19 protein-coding genes and 1 riboswitch are annotated in these 21047 nt (G+C 40.3%); of the genes, 12 read left to right on the top strand and 7 right to left on the bottom strand.

Features of this window, described 5'->3' with window-relative positions:
• Positions 1-35 precede the first annotated feature (35 nt).
• A complete protein-coding gene (locus tag CFT42_RS03480) occupies positions 36-407 on the top strand; it encodes an iron chaperone (RefSeq protein ID WP_088809250.1) in 372 nt (123 codons plus the stop codon).
• Between the two features lie 187 nt (positions 408-594).
• Positions 595-1071: a hypothetical protein gene (locus CFT42_RS03475; RefSeq protein WP_088815380.1), complete on the top strand. Its 477-nt coding sequence runs from the start codon at positions 595-597 to the stop codon at positions 1069-1071.
• A gap of 53 nt (positions 1072-1124) precedes the next feature.
• Here the strand turns inward: CFT42_RS03475 and ybaK are convergent, their stop codons facing one another.
• The 4 genes from ybaK to CFT42_RS03455 all read right to left on the bottom strand — a co-directional run bounded on the left by ybaK (position 1125) and on the right by CFT42_RS03455 (position 3910).
• On the bottom strand, positions 1125-1598 hold the full coding sequence (gene ybaK / locus CFT42_RS03470) for a Cys-tRNA(Pro) deacylase (protein WP_088815379.1): 474 nt from the start codon (positions 1596-1598) through the stop codon (positions 1125-1127).
• A gap of 17 nt (positions 1599-1615) precedes the next feature.
• Positions 1616-2533, bottom strand: coding sequence for an EamA family transporter RarD (rarD, locus tag CFT42_RS03465; protein ID WP_162859610.1), 918 nt, complete (start codon positions 2531-2533; stop codon positions 1616-1618).
• 87 nt (positions 2534-2620) lie between these two features.
• Positions 2621-3202: a hypothetical protein gene (locus CFT42_RS03460; protein ID WP_088809246.1), complete on the bottom strand. Its 582-nt coding sequence runs from the start codon at positions 3200-3202 to the stop codon at positions 2621-2623.
• 177 nt (positions 3203-3379) lie between these two features.
• Positions 3380-3910, bottom strand: coding sequence for a YceI family protein (locus tag CFT42_RS03455; protein ID WP_088809245.1), 531 nt, complete (start codon positions 3908-3910; stop codon positions 3380-3382).
• 213 nt (positions 3911-4123) lie between these two features.
• Between CFT42_RS03455 and CFT42_RS03450 the strand changes: the two genes are divergently transcribed.
• Together CFT42_RS03450 and brnQ are read left to right on the top strand one after the other, a co-directional pair.
• Positions 4124-4552, top strand: a complete 429-nt coding sequence (locus CFT42_RS03450) for a MarR family transcriptional regulator (RefSeq protein WP_088809244.1) — start codon at positions 4124-4126, stop codon at positions 4550-4552.
• A gap of 172 nt (positions 4553-4724) precedes the next feature.
• Entirely contained in the window at positions 4725-6074 is a 1350-nt protein-coding gene (gene brnQ / locus CFT42_RS03445) for a branched-chain amino acid transport system II carrier protein (RefSeq protein WP_088809243.1), read from the top strand.
• A gap of 178 nt (positions 6075-6252) precedes the next feature.
• Here brnQ and CFT42_RS03440 read toward each other — a convergent pair whose 3' ends face one another.
• Both CFT42_RS03440 and CFT42_RS03435 read right to left on the bottom strand, forming a co-directional pair.
• Positions 6253-7110 (bottom strand): NmrA family NAD(P)-binding protein, encoded by an 858-nt coding sequence (locus CFT42_RS03440; protein WP_244169921.1) that lies wholly within the window; start codon positions 7108-7110, stop codon positions 6253-6255.
• Positions 7100-7549 carry a MarR family winged helix-turn-helix transcriptional regulator gene (locus CFT42_RS03435; protein WP_088815376.1) on the bottom strand — a complete coding sequence of 150 codons (450 nt, stop codon included), beginning with the start codon at positions 7547-7549 and terminating at the stop codon, positions 7100-7102. Before CFT42_RS03435 ends, CFT42_RS03440 begins: the two co-directional genes overlap by 11 nt.
• A gap of 249 nt (positions 7550-7798) precedes the next feature.
• On the opposite strand from CFT42_RS03435, the gene CFT42_RS03430 reads away from it, so the two are divergent.
• Positions 7799-10492, top strand: a complete 2694-nt coding sequence (locus CFT42_RS03430; protein ID WP_159458139.1) for an immunoglobulin-like domain-containing protein — start codon at positions 7799-7801, stop codon at positions 10490-10492.
• 63 nt (positions 10493-10555) lie between these two features.
• On the opposite strand, the gene CFT42_RS03425 is transcribed toward CFT42_RS03430, so the two are convergent.
• Positions 10556-12022 (bottom strand): amino acid permease, encoded by a 1467-nt coding sequence (locus CFT42_RS03425; RefSeq protein WP_088809239.1) that lies wholly within the window; start codon positions 12020-12022, stop codon positions 10556-10558.
• Positions 12023-12129: 107 nt separating this feature from the next.
• Positions 12130-12317: riboswitch (Lysine riboswitch) on the bottom strand.
• Between the two features lie 670 nt (positions 12318-12987).
• On the opposite strand from CFT42_RS03425, the gene CFT42_RS03420 reads away from it, so the two are divergent.
• From CFT42_RS03420 to CFT42_RS03390, 7 genes are all read left to right on the top strand, one after another.
• Entirely contained in the window at positions 12988-14877 is a 1890-nt protein-coding gene (locus CFT42_RS03420) for an endonuclease MutS2 (RefSeq protein WP_088815374.1), read from the top strand.
• A 147-nt stretch (positions 14878-15024) separates the two neighbouring features.
• Entirely contained in the window at positions 15025-16014 is a 990-nt protein-coding gene (locus tag CFT42_RS03415) for a YeiH family protein (RefSeq protein ID WP_088809237.1), read from the top strand.
• 15 nt (positions 16015-16029) lie between these two features.
• Complete coding sequence (locus tag CFT42_RS03410; RefSeq protein WP_088809236.1) at positions 16030-16851, top strand: LysR family transcriptional regulator; 822 nt, start codon at positions 16030-16032, stop codon at positions 16849-16851.
• A 148-nt stretch (positions 16852-16999) separates the two neighbouring features.
• The gene (locus CFT42_RS03405; protein ID WP_088809452.1) at positions 17000-17599 is read left to right on the top strand and encodes a GTP pyrophosphokinase; all 600 of its coding nucleotides are present in this window, start codon (positions 17000-17002) and stop codon (positions 17597-17599) included.
• Positions 17600-17684: 85 nt separating this feature from the next.
• Complete coding sequence (locus tag CFT42_RS03400; RefSeq protein WP_088809235.1) at positions 17685-19724, top strand: Na+/H+ antiporter; 2040 nt, start codon at positions 17685-17687, stop codon at positions 19722-19724.
• Between the two features lie 12 nt (positions 19725-19736).
• Positions 19737-20297, top strand: coding sequence for an LOG family protein (locus CFT42_RS03395; protein ID WP_088815373.1), 561 nt, complete (start codon positions 19737-19739; stop codon positions 20295-20297).
• 194 nt (positions 20298-20491) lie between these two features.
• A complete protein-coding gene (locus CFT42_RS03390) occupies positions 20492-21034 on the top strand; it encodes a helix-turn-helix domain-containing protein (RefSeq protein ID WP_088809233.1) in 543 nt (180 codons plus the stop codon).
• Positions 21035-21047: the final 13 nt, after the last annotated feature.

Genomic DNA, 21047 nt, shown 5'->3' with positions numbered 1-21047 from the left:
ATTAAACTAAACGCAACTGAAAGGAGGAAGCAAAAGTGGAAACATTCGAAGATTTTATTGGACAAATTGAGGTGCCCGAACAGCAGGCACGAACTGCTGAAGTGCTAGGTTGGGTGGAGAAGACGTTCCCAAACTTAGGTAAACGAATTGCTTGGAACCAACCGATGTTCACGGATCATGACACATTCATTGCAGGCTTTAGCGTTTCTAAAAAACATTTAGCCATGTCCCCAGAACTTGTTGGCATTGAAGCTTTTTCAGAAGAAATTAAAAAGGCGGGCTACAGCCATACGAAAATGCTCATTCAATTCCCATGGGATAAACCAATTGACTACGACTTATTACGACGGATTATTGAATTTAATATTGAAGACAAAGCGGGCTGTACGACGTTTTGGCGGAAGTAAAAAAAGCGGCATGAAAATTCATGCCGCTTTTCTTTACGGAGAAGTATGCATGTGATTGGTAAAAACAAAAATATGACTTTTTTAAAGTCTTTTTAATTGAAAATACACAAAATTTACATATTTGTGAGTTTGCTATCGTGATATGATAAGAGTGTAAGACTAAACAAAAAAGAATGGAGGAAATGAGATGAAAAAATTGGTTTTAAAAGTTTTTATTGCTAGTATGCTTACGGTTGGGATTATTGGAACATTTGGCTTTTCGACGGGAGATAAAGCTGAAGCCGCGTTTAACCAAACGAATTCTTCATCAGGGCAATATGGTTTTGTTGATGAATTAAGGCAAACAAATTGGTCAATTAAAACATCTGGATGGCATGGTAACAGAAGTGGATATCCTAGCTACGCTTATATCTTTATTATGAATCGGGATACAGGTTTGGAGCTAGGAAGGTATAAAATTGCTAGATCTTACAGACCAGATGTAACAACTGCGTATGGGAATTCAGTAATAGGCTGGGGTGGATTTGGATTAGAAGTTGGTAAAAGTAAGTTCCGCGGAAAACGAATTTACATTATGTCCAGATATACATCTGATCCTAACGGTAATAGAGGCGTATTGTGGGCAGATAGATATTACAATGAAACATGGATAAATGTATGGTGAAAATTAAAAAAAGCAGTGTCCTGTTTGAAAAATCAAACAGGACACTGCTTTTTTTACATTGAAATATCCGCAAATTTCCCCCGACAAACCAAGAGCAAATCATTCGCAGCTAGTTCGATTTGCAAGCCGCGTTTGCCTGCGGAAATGAAAATCGTATCGAGCTTTTGTGCCGCTTCATCAATGAATGTTGGGAAGGCTTTTTTCATGCCAACGGGGGAACAGCCACCACGAATGTAGCCAGTCACTTTTTCTAAATCATTCACATGAATCATCTCCACTTTTTTATTGCCGCTGATTTTCGCAAAGGCTTTTAATTGGAGTGTTTGATTCGCTGGAATGCACGCCACGTTGTACCCCGTTTTATCGCCAACCGTCACGAGCGTTTTATAAATTTGTGCGGGATTCCGACCCGTTTCCGTCGCAACATGAACCGCATCTAAGTGGGTTTCATCGACCACGTATTCATGGAGCGAATAGGGAATTTTCTTTTGATCAAGCATTCGACACGCGTTTGTTTTGTGTACCAAAATTCTCACCTCAAAACTTATTTTGAAGCCGCCGATTTTAGTTGCTTCGTTTTAGCGTTTAAATAAATATGAGAAATCGTAAAGACTAAAATTGCCGCCCAAATACAAATAAAGGCCATAAGTTGTACCTTGTCAAAACTTTCTTTATACAGAAGAACGCCTAAAATCAGCATCAATGTTGGCCCGATGTATTGCAGGAAGCCAACCATCGTATAGCTGATTTTCTTCGCTGCCGTCGCGAAAAGTAGGAGTGGAATCGCTGTTACAATCCCAGCGCCAACCATAATGAAATCGATGCTTACAGAATAACTCATAAAGAAATTTTTGGAGAAAAATAGTAAATAAATAAGTGCAAACGGCGTTATAATTACTGTTTCAAGAGTTAATCCCGTCCATACTGAAACCGAAATAAATTTTTTAATTAAACCATACAGACTAAAGGAAATCGCCATGCCTAGAGCCGCATAAGGCACCGTGCCCTGATGGTACGTCAAAATGGCAACACCAATAAAAGCGAGCGAAACCGCAATGACTTCCCCGCGACTTAAACGTTCTTTCAAAAAAATAGTCGCAATGAGCACATTGACGAGCGGATTAATATAATAGCCGAGACTCGCTTCTGTCACGTGACCACTATTGACTGTGAAAATAAAAATGAACCAGTTGACTGTAATTAAAACAGCCGCGAGCGTAATGAGTGTAGCTGTTTTTGGTCTTTTAAAAACAGCTTTGATTTCAAGGTAAACCTCGTTTGATTTGCGCAAAATCGCAATTAAAAACACCATGAAAACAAAGGACCAAACAATGCGATAAGCTAAAATCTCCATTGCCGGAACTTCCGTTGCGAGTTTCCAATACATCGGCAAAATGCCCCATAAAACATAGGCGAGCGCCCCCGCAATAACGCCGATTAATTTTTCGTTTTTATTCATAATGTCCCTCTTTCTCTAAAAAATAGCAATACACCATTTTAACGCATTTTTGGGAAGAAAACTAGGGACCTGCTCATAAAATTGGATTTCCTATGCTTCAGCCTCAGCCAAAACAAGCGAATCTAAGCCAGCAATTAGTAAAGCAACGCCTTCGATGTAAGACTTGATTTGGTCGATATTTTTAAGCAAAAGGTCTGTAGAAGCAGGGATGTTTTGCCAGTCCGATTCAAAGGACCCTTTAGGTAGGATATTTTTCAAATCTGCAAGCGAGTGTTTTGCTAAAATATCAGCCGATTTAATATAGAGTAAGTAGGCCGATTCTAAGCGGTGAGAAGCTTCCAAATTAAGCGCTTCTTGATAAAAAGAAGCAAATTCCGGATTTTGTTCATGTAAATCATTGATGAAAGGCTGATTTTGGGAGTCATGCACGGTTAAATAAGTGGTTTTTAATTCATTATCTACTTTTTCAATTTGGAATTTTTCTAAAAATACATCGTGACAGGATAAGCATTCTATGAGCAAGCCTAGCACTTCATCTTTGGAATTTAATGTAGAAGAAAGCACGGTTAAATGTTTACTTGAATGACATGACGGGCAAAATGTTGGGAAATTTACACGGCAAGTTTGAAAGCTTTTTGATTGACTCAGTTGAACTTGAAAAACGTAATTCATTGATGGGGTACAGCTCCTTTTTCTTTCTAATTATTAGTTTTTAAGTATAGCATAAAGAGGAGCGTGCTAAATTGCAAATTGGTGATTATGAAGCGTTCTTTTTGACAATTTAAAGAACTTTTTAGTTAATAAATGAAATCCCCCCTGAAAGAATTTTCTTTCAGGGAGGATTTGTGCTTATTTAGAAGCTTCAATTTGAATATTTAATTTGACTTCATCGCCGATTAGAACGCCGCCAGTTTCAAGCGCTGCATTATAGTTTAGACCAAAGTCTTTACGGTTGAATTTGCCTCGTCCTTCAAAACCGGCTACGATATTTCCAGTATTTGGATCTTTTCCAGAACCTTCAAATGTAACGTGTAGTTGCAACGGTTTTGTAACATCGCGAATAGTTAAATCACCTGTTACTTCATATTCATTGTCACCATCTGGCGTGATTTCAGTTGAAACAAAAGTGATGTGTGGGTATTTTTCTACATTAAAGAAGTCATCACTTTTTAGATGTCCGTCACGCTGTGCTTGACGAGTATCTACACTTTCTGCGTCAACAGTAAATTTGATTTTGGCATCAGTTAAGTCTTCAGGATTCATTTGAACGTCTGCTTCAAATTTTTTAAACACGCCTTTCACTTTTGATACCATCATGTGTTTCACTTGAAACTCAATTGAAGTGTGTGCAGGGTCAATATTCCATTTTTCTACTGTCATGTTTGTCATTCCTCCATTTTTTTCTATTTACATTCTTTGTATTCACTTAAAAAAGTGAGTTTAAACGTAAAATGTTATTGTTTATAAATAAACTATATCACACTTACAAAATATAAGCAACTAATAAAACGTAAAATTGTTTTTTAGTTAGGATTTTGTAAATTTCCACTTAAATGCTTATTTTTCCTTTAAAATAAAGGTGGAGGTGCTACTATGCAAATAAAAGAAAGTAAGGTTGAGCAAATGAAAGAACTTGTTTCTAGTTATATGCGCGTACAAAAAGCAATGAAAGCATTAACGAGAGAACATCAAAACAGCATGGGCATGTCATATGAACAACTCCGAATTTTAAAAATTTGTGCAGAACATGAAAAGGTCCTTTTGCGCGAGATTTTGTATGAAGTAAAAGGCAAACATCAGATTATCGCGGCTAACATACGTGGGCTAACTGAAAGAGGCTTACTTCAAGTAAGAGATTTTCAATTAACTTTAACGGAAAAAGGAAAGATGATTTTACGTGAAGATGAAATGAATACTTACATTTACAAAGCTTTTATGAAAATTTGTACAGAACTTAAAGAAGAGGAGCTAGAAAATATGTGGCGCTATAATCAAAAAGTTGTGGATTTATTAAATCGCTAATTTTCTGACAAATCTGCTTTTTGAAGAAAATAAATGAAATTGTCCCGATTTGTTCGAAAATAAAGCTGTTCCAAGCATTACAAATAGGCTAAAATGACTGTTTGCTATTGCTTTTGACCCAGATAATCTGTATGGTAGAGGAACAAGACAGATTTTGAAAGGGAGATATCATTTGAATAAACAGCTATCATTTTCGGCCTATTTCTTTATTGGCCTCATGCTTTTCGCATTATTTTTTGGAGCAGGTAACCTGATTTTTCCAGCTCATTTAGGACAGTTAGCGGGAACTAACGTGTGGGTGGCGATAACAGGATTTTTACTTACTGGGGCTGGCTTACCTCTTCTTGGTGTGCTAGCAATTGGCATTTCGGGAAGCAATGATTTGCAAAGCTTAGCAAGTCGTGTGCACCCTATTTATGGCATTCTATTTACAGTCGTTCTCTATTTAACAATTGGGCCATTTTTTGCTTTACCTCGTACGGGGACAGTTTCTTTTGAAATTGGAGTGGCACCATTTTTAAATGAAGGAAGTCATACGTTTGCGCTTTTCATTTTTACGCTCATCTTTTTTGGGATATCATTGTGGCTATCACTTTCGCCATCGAAAATTGTTGATCGTGTTGGGAAGTACTTAACACCAGCACTACTCATTTTTATTTTCATTTTAATCGTGGCGGCGCTCGTGAAACCACTCGGAGAGCAAACTGCACCAACAGGTGAATATATGACTTCACCATTTTCCACTGGTTTTGTTAGTGGCTATAACACGATGGATGCGCTCGCTTCACTTGTGTTTGGGATTATTGTTATCAATGCAATTAAATCGTACGGGGCAAAATCAAAACGCGAGATTGCGGCAGCCTGTTTAAAAACCGGACTTATCGCGGTAGGTTTTTTGGCCGTCATTTATATTTTTGTAGCTTATATCGGGTCCATGAGTGTGGACCGCCTCGGACTTTTCGATAACGGAGGACCTATTTTATCCGGAGCGGCTTCGTTCTATTTTGGTTATTTTGGTAAGATTTTGCTAGCGATTATTATTACGCTTGCGTGCTTGACGACGAGTATTGGGTTGATTACAGCTTGTTCGAGTTACTTCCAGAAGCTGTTTCCGAAACTTAAATATCAAACATACGTGATTGTATTTTCAGTGTTTTCCTGCCTTGTTGCAAACGTTGGGCTTGCGAACTTGATTGAGTTTTCGTTACCTGTACTTATGATGATTTATCCGCTAACGATTGTGCTCATTCTGCTCACGTTCCTTAATCCTTTGTTTAAAGGGCGCCGAGTGGTTTATGTGACCACGATTTGTTTTACGGCCGTCATCTCGATTTTGGAAGGGGCAAAAGCGATAAAACTTCCTATTGATGGCATTCACGCGTTTTTCAGAGGTTTCATTCCGTTTTATGACATTTCGATGGGCTGGTTAACGTTTGCGGTAGTTGGATTTGTTGTCGGAGTCATTTTAGCGCTTGTTACAAAGCCAACTGTGGAGCCTGTTCATAACGAGATTAACGTGTAAGGAGATAAGATAATGTTTTCAGTTGTACTTAGCATTATTCTCATTGCAACGCCATTTTTATTAATTTGGTTAGGCCTCTCTATTTTTAAAAAGAAAAATGGATAAAAAATAAGCATGAATCCAGTAATAGTCATTTTTAAGATGATATTATGACGGGATTCATGCTTATTTATTTTGCTTATTGAAAGTACGCTTGATAATCTAAAGCATACTGTTCGAAAGAAGTGGGTGTTCTGCCAAGTAATTGTTCTAAATCTGTCGTCACTTTTTTCGCGTTCCCTAATTGCGTAATAAAATACAACATCACCATAACATTAACAAATTCTTTCGGTTCGCCGCGTTTAATCATTGTAGAACGGAATTTTAATAAGCTCGGTTTGCTATAAGTGATAGCCCGGCCTAGCGTCTTCGTCAAAATTTGAGCTATCTCCTCATAAGTTAGCGCTTTAGAGCCAGTTAAGTCAAAGGCTTTCCCCGTATATTTGCCAGTGTCAAGGAGACAGATGGCTGCCGCTTCCCCAATATCACGTGTATCAATGAAGCTCGTTTTCGCTTTTCCAGCCGGAATAAACAAATCATCCCGTTTTTGAATATCTTCTAGGTGGGTCGTGTTTAAGTTTTGCATGAAGAAGCTTGGACGCAAAAACGTATACGGTAGCTCTAAACGCACCATTTCTTTTTCGATTTTATGATGCGGCGTGACAGGATTTTTTTCAACCCCGAGTAACGAGACAAATACAACATGTGAAACCTTTTTTTCTTTTAAAAAAGATAGGAAAGGAAAAATTTCTTCCTTCGGTTTAGCAAGCTGTGGCGGCCTGATGAAAAAAACTTTTTCCGCTTTTCCTAAAGCGAATTCATACGTTTCTGTTCGCAGAAAATCGAAATGGACGTGCGTAATTTGATCCGTAGGTGCAGGCAAATTGTTCTCTTTCGAGGTAGCTGCGCGAACGTGAATATTTTCCTTCATTAACGTGCTAACAACCGTTTCACCAATATTCCCACTTGCGCCAATAACTAATATTTCAGTCATCATGATCACCTCGTTTTATTTGTTTTTCAAGCAATTGGAGTAGCGCATATTTTTCTTCCTCCGAATAGGGACGCAAAAATTGTTTCATCACTTCTTCACTCTTTTTTTCAAAAAAGGGGAGGTTGTTGTGTGCTTTTTTTGTGAGCGTTAGAATTGTTGCGCGTCTGTCCATTGGATGTTCCGTCCTTGTAACCCAGCCATTTTTTTCAAGCCTTGAGACAATACCTGACATTGTTGGTTTATCAAAACCTAATTCGTCAGCAAGGAAAGAACTTGTTTGTTTTAAGCGTAATTTTTCATTTTCAGAACCCCATTCAAGCTGTTTTAGTACGGCCCACTGCGCGCTTGTAATGCCGTATTTCTCTAAACTACTTGATAAATCATAGCGCAATTCCTTAGCGGTTTTCATAAGTAGATAGCCGATATGATTAAGTGTATGCATGAACTCCCTCCTTATATAGTTAGTATACTAACTATATAGGGAAGAAGCAACTATTTACGAGTATTGGGATAACTATGAGTACTATATTTGCGTAAAAAAGATAAAAATACACTCATTTTGATACTTTTCTAGATTGTTTGTCACAAAATCGTCAAAAAATCAAAAGTGATTTGTATAAATTCCCCACGGGTAAAGCAGTGGTTGATTGTATGATTAACGTATAGTATTTGAATGGAGGAATTAAATCTAATGACGAAAAAAAAGAAATTAAAGAAAAGTATGTTAGCTGTTTCTTCAACGATATTTTTAACTAATTTAATCATGATTCCTATCAGTTCTGGAGTAAAGGCTGTTTCGAATCTCCCTACGACAAACCTTCAAGCTTCACCTGCTGTAATTTCATTGGTAAACGGCGATTTTGAGAACCCTCATTTTACAGCAAGTTATAAGTTATATAATCAAAGTAGTGTACCTGGATGGCAAACAACTGCTAGTGATGGGAAAATTGAATTACAACGAAATATTGATAATACGAAACCACAATCTGGCACACAGTGGGCTGAGCTGAATGCCTATGAAGCTAGTGCGTTGTATCAAGATATTCCCACTACACCAGGTGTTACAGTGCACTGGCAAGTGTATCATAAAGGGCGAATGGGTGATGATACGGCAGTCGTAGAGTTTGGTGCACCAGGAGGAACTATGACTCAGCAAGCGGAAATGACAGACGGAAATACAGAATGGGGACTTCACAAAGGCACATACACAATTCCAGAAGGCCAAACGACAACCCGTTTTCAATTCCGAGCAGTGTCTTCAGCGGGAGGAAATAAAGCTATAGGAAACTTACTAGATAATGTTCAGTTTGCGACGCAATCTGTGCTTCAAGTAGAAGGAGCTTTTTCAGAAGCAAGTACGAAAGTTAATAAAGATGTTAATTATAATATAAAGGCTACGAATGTTGGAGGAATGGCAGCTACAAGTAATACATTTTCTGTCAAAATCCCAGAAGAATTAACCTATACACCAGGAAGCTTATCATCGTCAGACACAAGCATAACTGGTGAAAGCTATGATGAGGCGACCCGCACATTAACTTTCACAACAGGGAAAGTTGAAAATAATACCTCAATAAACATTACGGTTCCTTTAAAAGGTGCGACGGAAGTATCTTCGGTTACACCTGATACGACAGTAGTGTACCATGATGAGAATTTTGAAGAGGACACGTATACGGCAGACGGAACCGATCAGTCTGTAGCAGTCACAAGTAATGATGTACCTGTCATTCAAGGTGAGCAGGAAACTATTATCCAACCCAATGTTGAGTTTGATCCGATGAAAACAATTCAAGCGACAGATAAAGAAGATGGCGATTTAACTAGCCAAGTAAAAGTAATAGATAATCCAGTGAACACAGGAGTGTCTGGAACTTATGAAGTCACTTATGAAGTCACAGATAGTGATGGAAATAAGGCAACATTTACTCGTCAAGTTGTTGTGGAAGGGGCACCCGTTTTTTCTGGAAACAATGAAGTACGCTTAAATCCAGATGATACATTTGATCCATTGGCAGATATTCAAGCAACAGATAAAGAAGATGGCAATGTGACAGATAAAATAAAAGTGACAAGTAATCATGTAGAGGAAGGTATTCCTGGCACGTATGAAGTGACGTATGAGGTGGCAGATAGCGCTGGAAATATCACGACCTACACGCGTACAGTCATTGTGACCGAGGCGCCTCAAATTACAGGAGAAAGTACGACTCGTTTGAATCCTACTGATGAATTTGATCCAATGAGTACAATTCAAGCGACAGATAAAGAAGACGGCAATCTTACAAACCAAGTCAAAGTAACGAGTAACTCCGTAGAAAAAGGCGTTCCCGGAACATACAAAGTAAGTTATGAAGTGACTGATAGTGATGGTAATAAGGCTTTGTTTGACCGTTCAGTTACCGTGACAGAAGCACCTGAAATTACAGGAGAAAAAGTGACACGCTTAAATCCGAATGATGAATTCGATCCAATGAGTACGATTCAAGCAACAGATAAAGAAGACGGTGAAATGACAGATCAAATCAAAGTGACAAGCAATACGATTAACAAAGCGGCATCAGGGACGTACGAAGTAAGCTACGAGGTGACCGATAGTGATGGAAACAAGACGACTTTTACTCGTACGGTTATTGTGACTGAAGCGCCCGTAATGACAGGAGAAAAAGAAATTCGTTTAAATCCAACTGATACATTCGATCCGATGAAAGATATTCAGGCAACAGATAAAGAAGATGGCGATGTTACCGAACAAATCAGAGTCGTAAATAATGAAGTACAACAAGGAAATCCAGGAACCTATGAAGTGACGTATGAAGTCAGTGATAGTGATGGAAACAAGACAACATTTGATCGTACAGTTATCGTAACAGAAGCACCTGAAATCACCGGAGAAAAGATAATTCGTCTACAAGAAGGCGATGCGTTTGACCCAATGAGCGATATACAGGCAACAGATAAAGAAGATGGCGATATTACGAGCCAAATGAAAGTAGTGAGTAACGAAGTTGATACGAGTAAGCCAGATGCTTATGAAGTGACCTATGAAGTCACAGATAGCGATGGAAATACAACAAACTTCCAACGAATCGTTATCATTACAGAGCTTCCTGTTAATCATAATGATGACACTGATTCTTCAAAGCAAGATAAGAACAATACAGATACAGAGGACCCGGCAGAAGTGATTAAAGCAGGTTTAGGCAACACGAATCCCATTTCCATAGAGCAAAGCCAACCAAAAGCATATAGCAGCACACCGACAGTTAAAGAAGTCACAAAAGATGCTTTGCCTAAAACAGGAGATAGTGAACCTGCTGCAGCTGGATTAATTGGGCTAGGATTACTAGCTATCGGAAGTCTGTTCTTTTGGAGAAAAAAATAAGTGTAGCTAGATAAAATGAAAATCACCCTTATCTTAAGATGGAGGGTGATTTTTTTATGTGATTTACATTTTCTTGTGGTCAAATTCGGCTTCTTCAAGCGGAATAATTTTGGTCTTCTTCGTCAATTTGTAAGAGAGCCAAAAGATGAAGAAAATGGGTAATCCAATATAGGAGATGCCGATTTTTTGCCACCAGGCGGCGCTTGTGAAATCAGGATTTAAAAAGGAATTGTAATCTTGACCGATGATGACTAAAATACATAAAATGAGCGCGAGTATCGGTCCGAATGGGAAGAATTTCGCTCGGTATTTCAGTTCGTTTAAATCATGACCTTGTTTAATAAATGCACGGCGGAAGCGGTAATGACTAATGGCGATACCGACCCAGGCGATGAAACCAGTTAAGCCAGATGCGCTAAGCAGCCATGTATAAATGACCGTCCCATTTTCACTTAAAGTAGTGACAAAAGTAAGTGCCCCAACAATTGTTGTTACTACAAGGGCAGCCATTGGAATACCACGGTGGTTTACTTTAGACAAAAATTGTGGCGCTTTGCGGTCTTTTGCCATCGACCAAAGCATACGCGTTGAAGCATACAAGCCAGAGTTTCCAGCGGACAAAACGCTCGTTAAAATGACGGCATTCATGACAGACGCCGCAAACGCTAAACCAGCTTTTTCAAAAACGAGCGTAAATGGACTAATCGCCACATCAGTTGCCTCACCGCCAAGCAAATTCGGGCTCGTATAAGGGATAATCAGGCCAATCACGAAAATCGCAAAAATATAAAATAGCAAAATCCGCCAGAAAACTTGTTTAATCGCCTTCGGAACGCTTTTTTCTGGTGTTTCACTTTCCCCAGCTGCAATACCAACAAGCTCTGTCCCTTGGAAGGAAAAGCCGGCGATGAGGAATGTTCCAAGTATCGCGAAAAATCCGCCTTTAAATGGTGCCTCTCCAACTGTGAAGTTTTTAAACCCGATGAATTCCCCGCCAAGAATCCCAAAAATCGTCAAAACGCCGACGATAAGGAAGACAATAACGGTGGCCACTTTGATAATGGAAAACCAATACTCGGATTCCCCGTAAGCCCGTACAGATAAGGCATTTAATCCAAAAATAAGCACTAAGAAAATGGCACTCCAAAGCCAAGCTGGCGTATCTGGTAACCAAAACTGCACGATGAGTGCGGCCGTTGAAATATCGACGGCGAGTGTAATTGCCCAGTTAAACCAGTAATTCCAGCCGAGCGCAAAGCCAAAAGCGGGATCAACAAATCGCGTGGCGTACGTGCTAAAAGACCCCGATACGGGCATATACGTAGCCATTTCGCCAAGACTTGTCATCAGGAAAAATACCATCAATCCAATGGCTGCATACGCCACAAGCGCCCCGCCTGGTCCCGCTGTCGCTATCGCATTTCCACTTGCAAGAAACAACCCAGTTCCAATGGATCCCCCAATCGCAATCATCGATAAATGTCGTGTTTGAAGAGAACGCTTAATCTCCCCACTTGATTTTTTCTTCAATTATAAAACTCCTTTTTTGTCTAAATTTCGCGCTGTATCAGGACTTTCTAATCATATAAAAAACCCCGTCTTATGGCTATAAGGCGGGGATAACATACAAAGCATCCTTGTCAGATAGCGCACCTACTAAAAAAGACTATTTTAGTAGCAGTCCAGCCGCTTTCGCAAACCGTCCCAGCAAAATAAACCGCAAAAATTCATTTTACTTCGGCAAATCTCCTTTTCCATTTCTATCAATAGCGTTTCGCGCGCTTCAAGAAATCTACTTGTGATCTTTGCAACCTCTACCTCACCAGTGATGAGGATTTTATTTAATTACTTGTACTATCTTAAAGGAAAAAGCCTAATAAATCAACCCTTTATTGAAAGTAAATGAAAGAGCGAAGGTTGACAAAAAAACCCCTACCTTGTATTCTGTTAGAGAAAGAAAGTTTAGCGTCCAAACAAATAATCGAGGTGCTTTTTGTGAGTGTAGTTATATCTTAAATTAGGAAATGAATCAACCAATTAAATTTTTCAAAAACGAAAGTTTATTTGGTTTGCCTATGAAGATACCTAACTCTTTCAAAACATTTACGATTATGACTATCATAATTTGATATGTTTATGAAACTGCAAAGGTGTTTGCAGTTTTTTGCTGCACCTCTTAGCACTTCAGTGCTTAGAGGTGCAGTACAAGGCCGAACAAGGTGAGGCGTTGATCCAAGGATTCTCTTAGCGCTTCAGCGCTTAGAGGTGCAGTACAAGGTTGAGCAAAGCGAAACGTTGATCCAAAGTCCTCTTAGCACTTTTAGTGCCTAGAGGTGCAGTACAAGGCCGAACAAAGTGAGGCGTTGATCCAAGGATTCTCTTAGCACCTTCAGCGCTTAAAGACGCAAGCAAAGCGAAACGTTTTAAACACCTAAAACCAAAATTCAGGACGCACCAAGGTATCTTCCACTTTTAAACAAAGGAGATTGGAAGAAATGAATACAGAAACTTATCAAAAACTAGGCTTTAACGAATTAATGACACGCCTAAGTGAAAACTGCGTGAGCAACGTTGCAAAAGAAAAAGCGCAGGAAGGGCATATATATAGAACGAAAAAATCCATCGCGCATAAATTAGCGGAGACTTCCGAAGCGCGGACAATTTTAAATAGTGGACAAAATTTGCCGCTTGCGGGCGTTAGCCATATTGACCAGCTCATCGGGAAAATCGACCGGGGGCAGGAACTGATGCCGCAAGAGCTTACTCTGATAGCTGATTTTTTGCGGAGTACAAGACGTGTGAAGCAATTTATGGAGAAAAATGAACATGTTGCGCCGATTTTAATGGGTTATTCGGGGAGCATTGAAAGTTTCATGGACGTAGAAGATGAAATTTATGCGGCGATTCGAAATGGCGAAGTGGTGAATGAGGCGAGCCGTGCGTTACGGAAAGTTCGGAAAGCGATTTTAGACACACAAGAGAAGATTTCTGAACGGCTTGAAAAATTCATGAAGAACAGCCAAAACCGCAAATATATCCAAGAATTTTTTGTGAGCAAAAAAAATGATCGCTATACGGTGCCAATTAAAGCGAGTTTCCAAAAATTTGTTCCGGGTGCGATTGTCGAATCGTCTGGGAAGGGAACGACGGTTTTTATTGAGCCAGAAGCGGTGCGGAAGCTAAATGACGAACTTGTTGGCCTTTACGCATGGGAAAGCGCGGAAGTTTATCAGATTTTGATGACGTTAACTGGAAGTATCATTGAAAAACTAGACGGTATTAAGCATAACAAAGATGTTATCGCCGAATTCGACTTTATTTTTGCTAAAGGGAAGCTCTCTAGACAAATGGAAGGCATTTCACCGAGCATCAATGAAAATGGCATTATTCGGCTGAAAAATGCACGGCATCCGTTTCTTTTAGGGACAGATCGTGTGCCGCTGCAATTTGAAATTGGGGAGAATTACCGAAGTCTTGTCATTACAGGGCCAAATGCTGGCGGGAAAACGGTTGTGCTGAAAACCATTGGGCTGCTTACGCTAATGATGATGGCAGGTTTGCACATTCCGGCAGATGAGGGGGCGGAAATGGCGATTTTCGATGGCGTTTTCGTGGACATTGGCGACAACCAAAGTATCGAAAATGCGCTCAGCACGTTCTCTTCGCATATGCGCAACATCGCGGATATCGTGTCACGCACGAATAAACAAACACTGCTTCTTTTGGATGAAATTGGAAGTGGGACTGAACCGAATGAAGGAGCGGCACTCGCGGTCGCGATTTTAGAAGCGTGCTACAAAAAAGGTGCGACGACTATTGCGACGACCCATTATGCGGAAATCAAAAAATATGGCAGCGAACATCCCGACTTCATGAATGCGCGTATGGCGTTCAATCAGGAAACGCTCGAACCGAAATATCAGCTTATCATTGGCGAATCTGGGGAAAGCAATGCGCTTTTCATTGCCAAAAAAATGAATTTGGATGACAAAATCATTCGCCAAGCTTCGCGCTACATGACATCAAAAGATTACGTGTATGAAAAAATCACGGTCCGAAAAGTCGAACAAGACGTGCGTGAACCACAAATTGAATTTGCGAAAGGCGACCGAGTTGAGCTTTTAGAAACAAAAGAAGTTGGCCTCGTTTACGCGCAGGACAAAGATGACGTGACCGTTTTTGCGGGCGGCAAGCAAGTTGTTGTACGCGCCAAACGACTGGCTAGACTCGCTAAAGCAAGCGACCTGTACCCGGCCGACTACGATTTGGACTCCCTTTTTACATCTTTCGCTGAACGCAAAGAAGCACGCGATTTCGAACGTGGCTCCAAAAAAGCGCTGCGGAAAGTGCAGAAGGAAATGAAGAGGACAATTGATGACGATTGATTGTGCGTGTAAAGTTAAGAGCAATCTAAAATGATTGCTCTTTTTTTGTTATTAAAATACTTAATTAAAATCATTTATTATTACTATTTTATTTAATCGTAAAAATCTTTTATACTTAAAGTAAGATATTGAACGAGGAGGATAAAAATGATTTTTGCGAAACAAAGTTTTTGGATTGCGGCGGCAGTGACGCTTATCTGTTCGCTTGCGGGGAAATATTTGGCGCTTTTGCCAGGATTTAGTTTGGTGGGGGCGCTTGTAATTGCGCTTTTGTTTGGAATGCTTTTTCAAGTGAGTCGGCCGGTCATTCAGAAGAGCGAAATTGGGATGGCGTTTATCTCCAATAAATTTTTGCGGCTGGGAATTATTTTGTTGGGGTTTCGGCTCAACTTAAAAGTGCTTGCTGAATCAGGCGTGAAGACGATTTTACTGGCACTCGTTGTGGTTACTGGAATGATTTTTTTAACCTACTATTTGTGTCGGTTGTTTAAAGTGGATGAGAAGCTCGCCATTTTAACGGCAAGTGGCTGCGGGATTTGCGGAGCGGCGGCTGTGATGGGCGTGTCGCCGGAAGTGAAGGCGAATAAAGATGATTCGGTGCTTGCGGTCGCGGTCGTTTGTATTTTAGGCACAGTGTTTACGCTCATTGAAATTGGTTTGAAGCCGTGGCTTGGTTTGTCGCCGACGCAATTTGGTGTGATGAACGGGGCGTCTTTACATGAGATTGCTCATGCGGTGGCAGCGGGGAGTTCAAGCGGGTCTGCGGCACTTGATGCGGCTTTAATTACGAAGTTGTCACGTGTCATTTTGCTAGCACCAGTCGCGATTTTTGTTGGCATGTGGTTCGGGCGTAAGGAAAGCCGGGCAGAAGGGAAGCGCAAACTCCCAATCCCGTGGTTTATGGTTGGCTTTTTGCTCGCGAGCGTAGCGGGAACGTTTTTACCACTTGGCGATGCACTATTAAACGGGCTTGTGAGCGCTGCTTATATTTTTCTTGGCATGGCGATGGCCGCGCTAGGCATGAGTGTGAATTTCAAGGTCATTCGGGCACGTGGGGGCAATGTTTTTCTAGCGGCAAGCATTAGTTCAGCTGTGCTGTTCGGCTTTTCATTTTTGGCAAGCAAATTCTTTTTTTAATCAGGAGGAGAAGTGATGTTTCAACTTTTAGAAACGTTTACGACTGTTTATGAGGAGCAAAATTTCACGAAAGCAGCGAAAAAACTTTATATTTCGCAGCCAACGATTTCCGTGCATATTGAAAAATTAGAACAGGATTTGGGAATAAAGCTGTTTTTGCGAAGTGGTAATAATCGCATTACGCCGACAAAAGCGGCTGATTTCTTATATGAAAAAGCCACGCAAATGAAAAACAACTGGAGCGGGATACTAAGCGAACTTGCGCGTCTTGATGGCGGCGAGCGCAAAAAGTTCAAAATTGCCGCATCGCAAACGATTGGTGATTTTCTCTTACCGCAAATTTTAAAGCCGCTCACAGATCAATTTCCGCACGTCGATTTCAACTTTTTTATCGAAAATTCGAGTCACGTGTTTCATTCGGTGCACATGCTAGACGCCGATATTGGGCTCGTGGAGTCGCCGGAAATTGTGCCAGGCGTGGAGCGGGAAATTTTCATGTGGGATGAAATGGTCGTTTTTGGCAGCCCAGAAAATAAAACGTGGATTTTCAGAGAAAAAGGGTCTGGTATTCGGGCGTATACAGACCAGTATTTACTAGAGGAAAATATCCAACCTGAAGAAAAAATGGTAATTAACCATAACGCGATGATTCACCAGGCGATTGAGCTTGGACTTGGTCGCACGCTGCAATCAAAATTCGTCACGCACTCTGAACAGGTGACGCAAGAAAAAACGGATTTGAATCGACCGTTTTATTTGATTACAAGCGAACAAAATCGAAATTTAGACTTAGAGATAAAAGAATGTGTTTTTAAGCTTTTAGGGGATTTAAAGTAAAAATCTCATGAGAAATATATAAGTTTTTTTACATTTTGGCACTACTTCCCGAGAAAATGTAGTAACATAGAGGGTGAGAAGTTTGAGAGGAGATTAAGTGGTGGAACAACAACCTTCAGTAAACGAACTAAAAGAGTGGCGGGACCTCATGTTAATGCACCGTTTTGCGCTTGAGGAAGTCAATACAAAGCTTAAAATTTTAAATGAAGAGTTTCAGTTTTTGCATGATTATAATCCGATGGAGCATATTAAATCGCGTGTGAAATCGTTTGAAAGTATTGGGGCAAAACTCGAAAAGAAACAAGTGGACATTACGCCAGAAAACGCTCGGAAACATGTACACGATATTTCAGGGATACGTGTGAGTTGCTCTTTTGTATCAGATATTTTTAAAATTAAAGAGATGCTTGAAAACCAAAATGATTTGAAGATTTTACGCGAAAAAGATTACGTTACGCATCCGAAGCCGAATGGCTATAGAAGTTTGCATTTATTATGTGAGGTACCGATTTTCTTAACAAACCGTGTAGAAAAAATTGTCGTTGAGATTCAAATTCGCACCGTTGCGATGGATTTCTGGGCGAGTTTAGAACATAAGATTTATTATAAGTACAAACAAGAGGCGCCGGAGCGTTTAGTAAACGAGCTTCGTGCGGCGGCGAAAATTGTGACGGAACTTGATGATAAAATGAAGAATTTGAATGATGAAATTGAAAAATATAAACTGGAACAAGAAGAAAATAATTAGTTTGACGCGTGAATGATTAACTCGGTTAATTGTTTGCGCGTTTTTGTATTTTCATGCATAATGTGTCTAGAGGAGGAGAAGTAATTTGGAGATATTTCTATTTGTATTACTACTATTAGTCGCTATTTTTATATCCAATTTACTAAACCGGTTTATACCATTTGTTTCGGTTCCACTTATTCAAATTGGACTCGGTATATTAATCGCTCTCTTACCGATTGGCGCAGAACTAAAACTTAATCCAGAATTGTTTTTAGTCATGTTTATTGCACCACTTCTTTTTAATGATGGAAAAAGAACGGATAAGAAAGCGCTTTGGCGACTTCGGACACCAATTTTGGTACTGGCTCTAGGTTTAGTTTTTGCTACTGTACTTATTATCGGCTACTTTGTGAACTGGATGATTCCAACTATTCCACTAGCTGCGGCTTTTGCACTGGCGGCATCTCTTGCGCCGACTGACGCGGTTGCAGTTGGATCACTTTCAGGGCGCATTCATTTGCCGAAACGAATTATGAATTTATTAGAGGGAGAATCATTAATTAATGATGCTTCGGGTCTTGTTTCGTTCCAATTTGCGATTGCAGCTATGGTGACGGGGACATTTAGTTTGTTGAGTGCTTCATGGAGTTTTCTTGTCATTTCGATTGGCGGCGTTTTAGTTGGGCTAATCCTTAGTTTTCTGAAATTCCAATTTTTAAAATGGGTGCGCGGACTAGGCATGGAAGATGTAACGTTTCATATGCTAATCCAAATTTTAACCCCGTTTTTAATTTATTTAGCCGCAGAAGAATTACATGTTTCGGGCATTTTAGCAGTTGTGGCCGCGGGTGTTGTTCACGCTGTTGAAGGAAAGAAAATGGATCCGCAACAAGTGAAATTAAATGTTGTTTCAAAAAGTACGTGGTCTGTAATTGTATTTGTTTTGAATGGACTTGTCTTTTTAATTTTAGGGACGCAATTGCCTTCTATCGCGGAAGTGGTTTGGCGCGATTCGGGTATTAGTAATGTGCAAGTGACGGTTTACATCTTACTCATTACGGCGGCGCTCATTTTATTACGCTTTGTTTGGGTATTTGGTTTTTGGCAATTTGACCACTCGCGGAAAGCGAGGAAAACGAAGCAGCGACCTGCGTTACGGACGGCTTTATTGACAAGCCTTTCTGGGGTTCGGGGAGCTGTGACGCTTGCTACCGCCTTATCGATTCCCTTTTTCTTAGACAATGGCGAGCGTTTCCCGCAAAGAGATTTACTTATTTTTATCGCTTCGGGTGTAATTCTTTGTTCGCTTCTGATTGCGACGTTTATTTTGCCGATTTTGGCGCGTGGGGGCGAAGCGGACGTTGGGGATTTGCGGCTTAGCCGTGCGGTGCAAATTAAGATTTTGCGAAATGTGATTCGCGGGTTGCACGCCCAGATTACGCCGGAGAATAAGGCTGTGACTGAACTTGTTATGCAGGAATATCGCGGTCGAATTCATGATCTTCAGCAAGGTGAGGCCCATCATAAAATGTCGGATGAAGAGAGAGCGAAGCGGCTTGAAATTATTGGCTGGGAACGCGAGAACATGAAAAAAATGCGCGATGAGGGACAAGTTAGTGCGAGCACGGTTTACCGCTACGAAAGCTATCTTGGTATGATGGAATCGGCTTTAAAACAAAAATTTCTTGCGCGGACTAAAACTTTTTTGATGTTTGCGAAACGCGCGCTACGGCTCGTGTTACATCCGAAGAAATTTAAGAAGATGCAGCAAAAACTTGGAAATACGAAGGAAAAACAAAAAGAGGCTTTTGCTGAAATGCAACTTTTACGTGAGGAGAACGAAAAGTTAACGATTCGTCTTTTGAAATCACAAATTACGGATGACAATACGGATTTAATTGGTCCGCTTATTACGGAACACAAAATGTTCCTTGATCGTCTTAGCGAGAATCGTGTGCGTCCAAGTGAACGACCGAAATCAAATCAAAAGGTTCGCGAAATCGAATTGCTGGGCATTCAAATGGAGCGCGACAACATTCAAAGTATGTTTGAAAATGGTAGCATTTCACGTGATTTGGCGCGTGATTTGAGGCAAAATCTAAATATGCTTGAAATCTATACAGTGGAAGAAGAAATGGCGTAAGGAGAGATAACGTTGAATATTGCAGTTTATTGCGGGGCTAGCGTTGGTGAAAACGCGGTGTATGCCGAAAGCGCCGTACAATTAGGTGAGTGGCTAGCCAGTTCGGGGCATAGTCTTGTATATGGCGGTGGCAAAGTTGGCTTGATGGGCATTGTCTCAAATACAGTTTTAAATGCCGGAGGAAAAGTATATGGTGTGATGCCCCAATTTTTAGTGGACCGTGAAATTGCCCACGACAAATTGACGGAACTTGTCATTACAAAGGATATGCATGAGCGGAAAAGGAAGATGATGCAACTTGCGAACGCTTATATAGCACTTCCAGGCGGACCGGGCACGCTTGAAGAAATTTCAGAAGTCGTCTCTTGGGGTCGAGTTGGGGAGCATCAAAATCCGTGTATCTTTTTTAACGCCGGAGGCTACTATGATTTCGTGCAAATGTTTTATAACAAAATGGTAGAAGATGGCTTTTTGACGGCGGAAGACCTCGCCAACATTTTATTTAGCGACGATTTTTCCGAAATTGAAGCGTTTATGGCTAATTATAAGGCGGCGAGTGTTAGACAATATTAATGGTGAAATCCCTTTCGGGAGTTAGTTTTTGATTAACTTTCGGCGGGGATTTTTTTATTTGAAAAAGCTATTGAAGTTCAAAATGCTTTGTTGTATAATGAGTCTTGCTGTTACTAAACCTAAAGTTTAATTTTACTAAACAAGTGTGCTTTAGAGTTTAGAATAACTAAACTTCACGAAAGGGAGATGCGCGGATGGAAATTGGAAATCGAATTAAAAATTTACGACTGAGTAAAAATTTAACGCAAGAAGAACTAGGCGAGCGAACGGATCTTACGAAAGGGTATATTTCGCAATTAGAACGTGATCTTAGTTCACCTTCCATCGAAACGCTTTTCGCTATTTTGGAAGTTTTAGGACAATCACCAAAAGATTTTTTTGACGAAGAAGAGCGGCAGCAAAAGGTGATTTATGGTGAAGAGGAACGGACTTTTTATGAGGATACGGAGAAAGGCTACCGAATTGAGTGGCTTGTGCCGGAATCGAATGAAAAGGAGATGGAACCTGTTTTGCTCGAAATTAGCGCCAGAAGCTGCTTTAAGCAATTTGAACCGTCGCTTTCAGAAACGTTTGCTTATGTGTTGAAAGGGACTGTGACAGTTCTCCTAGGCGATAAAACGTATGAAGCAAAACAAAATGAAACGATTTATTTTCATGCAGCAGATGAACACCAAATAATGAATGACGGAGAAGAAGCTGCAACGCTCATTCTAGTTGCAACAGATTCGTATTTGTAAGGGAGGAAAGACG

The organism is Listeria goaensis (genome assembly GCF_900186125.1).
GTDB lineage: Bacteria > Bacillota > Bacilli > Lactobacillales > Listeriaceae > Listeria > Listeria goaensis.
The sequence above is the reverse complement of the archived record's forward strand: the minus strand, read 5'-3'. Positions and strand labels throughout refer to the sequence as shown.

Coding starts and splice junctions, on each gene's coding strand:
- CFT42_RS03390 (WP_088809233.1), top strand. CDS start 20,492: ATGGAAATTGGAAATCGAATTAAAAATTTACGACTGAGTAAAAATTTA.
- CFT42_RS03450 (WP_088809244.1), top strand. CDS start 4,124: ATGCAAATAAAAGAAAGTAAGGTTGAGCAAATGAAAGAACTTGTTTCT.
- CFT42_RS03455 (WP_088809245.1), bottom strand. CDS start 3,910: ATGACAGTAGAAAAATGGAATATTGACCCTGCACACACTTCAATTGAG.
- CFT42_RS03460 (WP_088809246.1), bottom strand. CDS start 3,202: ATGAATTACGTTTTTCAAGTTCAACTGAGTCAATCAAAAAGCTTTCAA.
- CFT42_RS03410 (WP_088809236.1), top strand. CDS start 16,030: ATGTTTCAACTTTTAGAAACGTTTACGACTGTTTATGAGGAGCAAAAT.
- CFT42_RS03415 (WP_088809237.1), top strand. CDS start 15,025: ATGATTTTTGCGAAACAAAGTTTTTGGATTGCGGCGGCAGTGACGCTT.
- CFT42_RS03475 (WP_088815380.1), top strand. CDS start 595: ATGAAAAAATTGGTTTTAAAAGTTTTTATTGCTAGTATGCTTACGGTT.
- CFT42_RS03430 (WP_159458139.1), top strand. CDS start 7,799: ATGACGAAAAAAAAGAAATTAAAGAAAAGTATGTTAGCTGTTTCTTCA.
- CFT42_RS03435 (WP_088815376.1), bottom strand. CDS start 7,549: ATGCATACACTTAATCATATCGGCTATCTACTTATGAAAACCGCTAAG.
- CFT42_RS03420 (WP_088815374.1), top strand. CDS start 12,988: ATGAATACAGAAACTTATCAAAAACTAGGCTTTAACGAATTAATGACA.
- CFT42_RS03405 (WP_088809452.1), top strand. CDS start 17,000: ATGTTAATGCACCGTTTTGCGCTTGAGGAAGTCAATACAAAGCTTAAA.
- CFT42_RS03440 (WP_244169921.1), bottom strand. CDS start 7,110: ATGATGACTGAAATATTAGTTATTGGCGCAAGTGGGAATATTGGTGAA.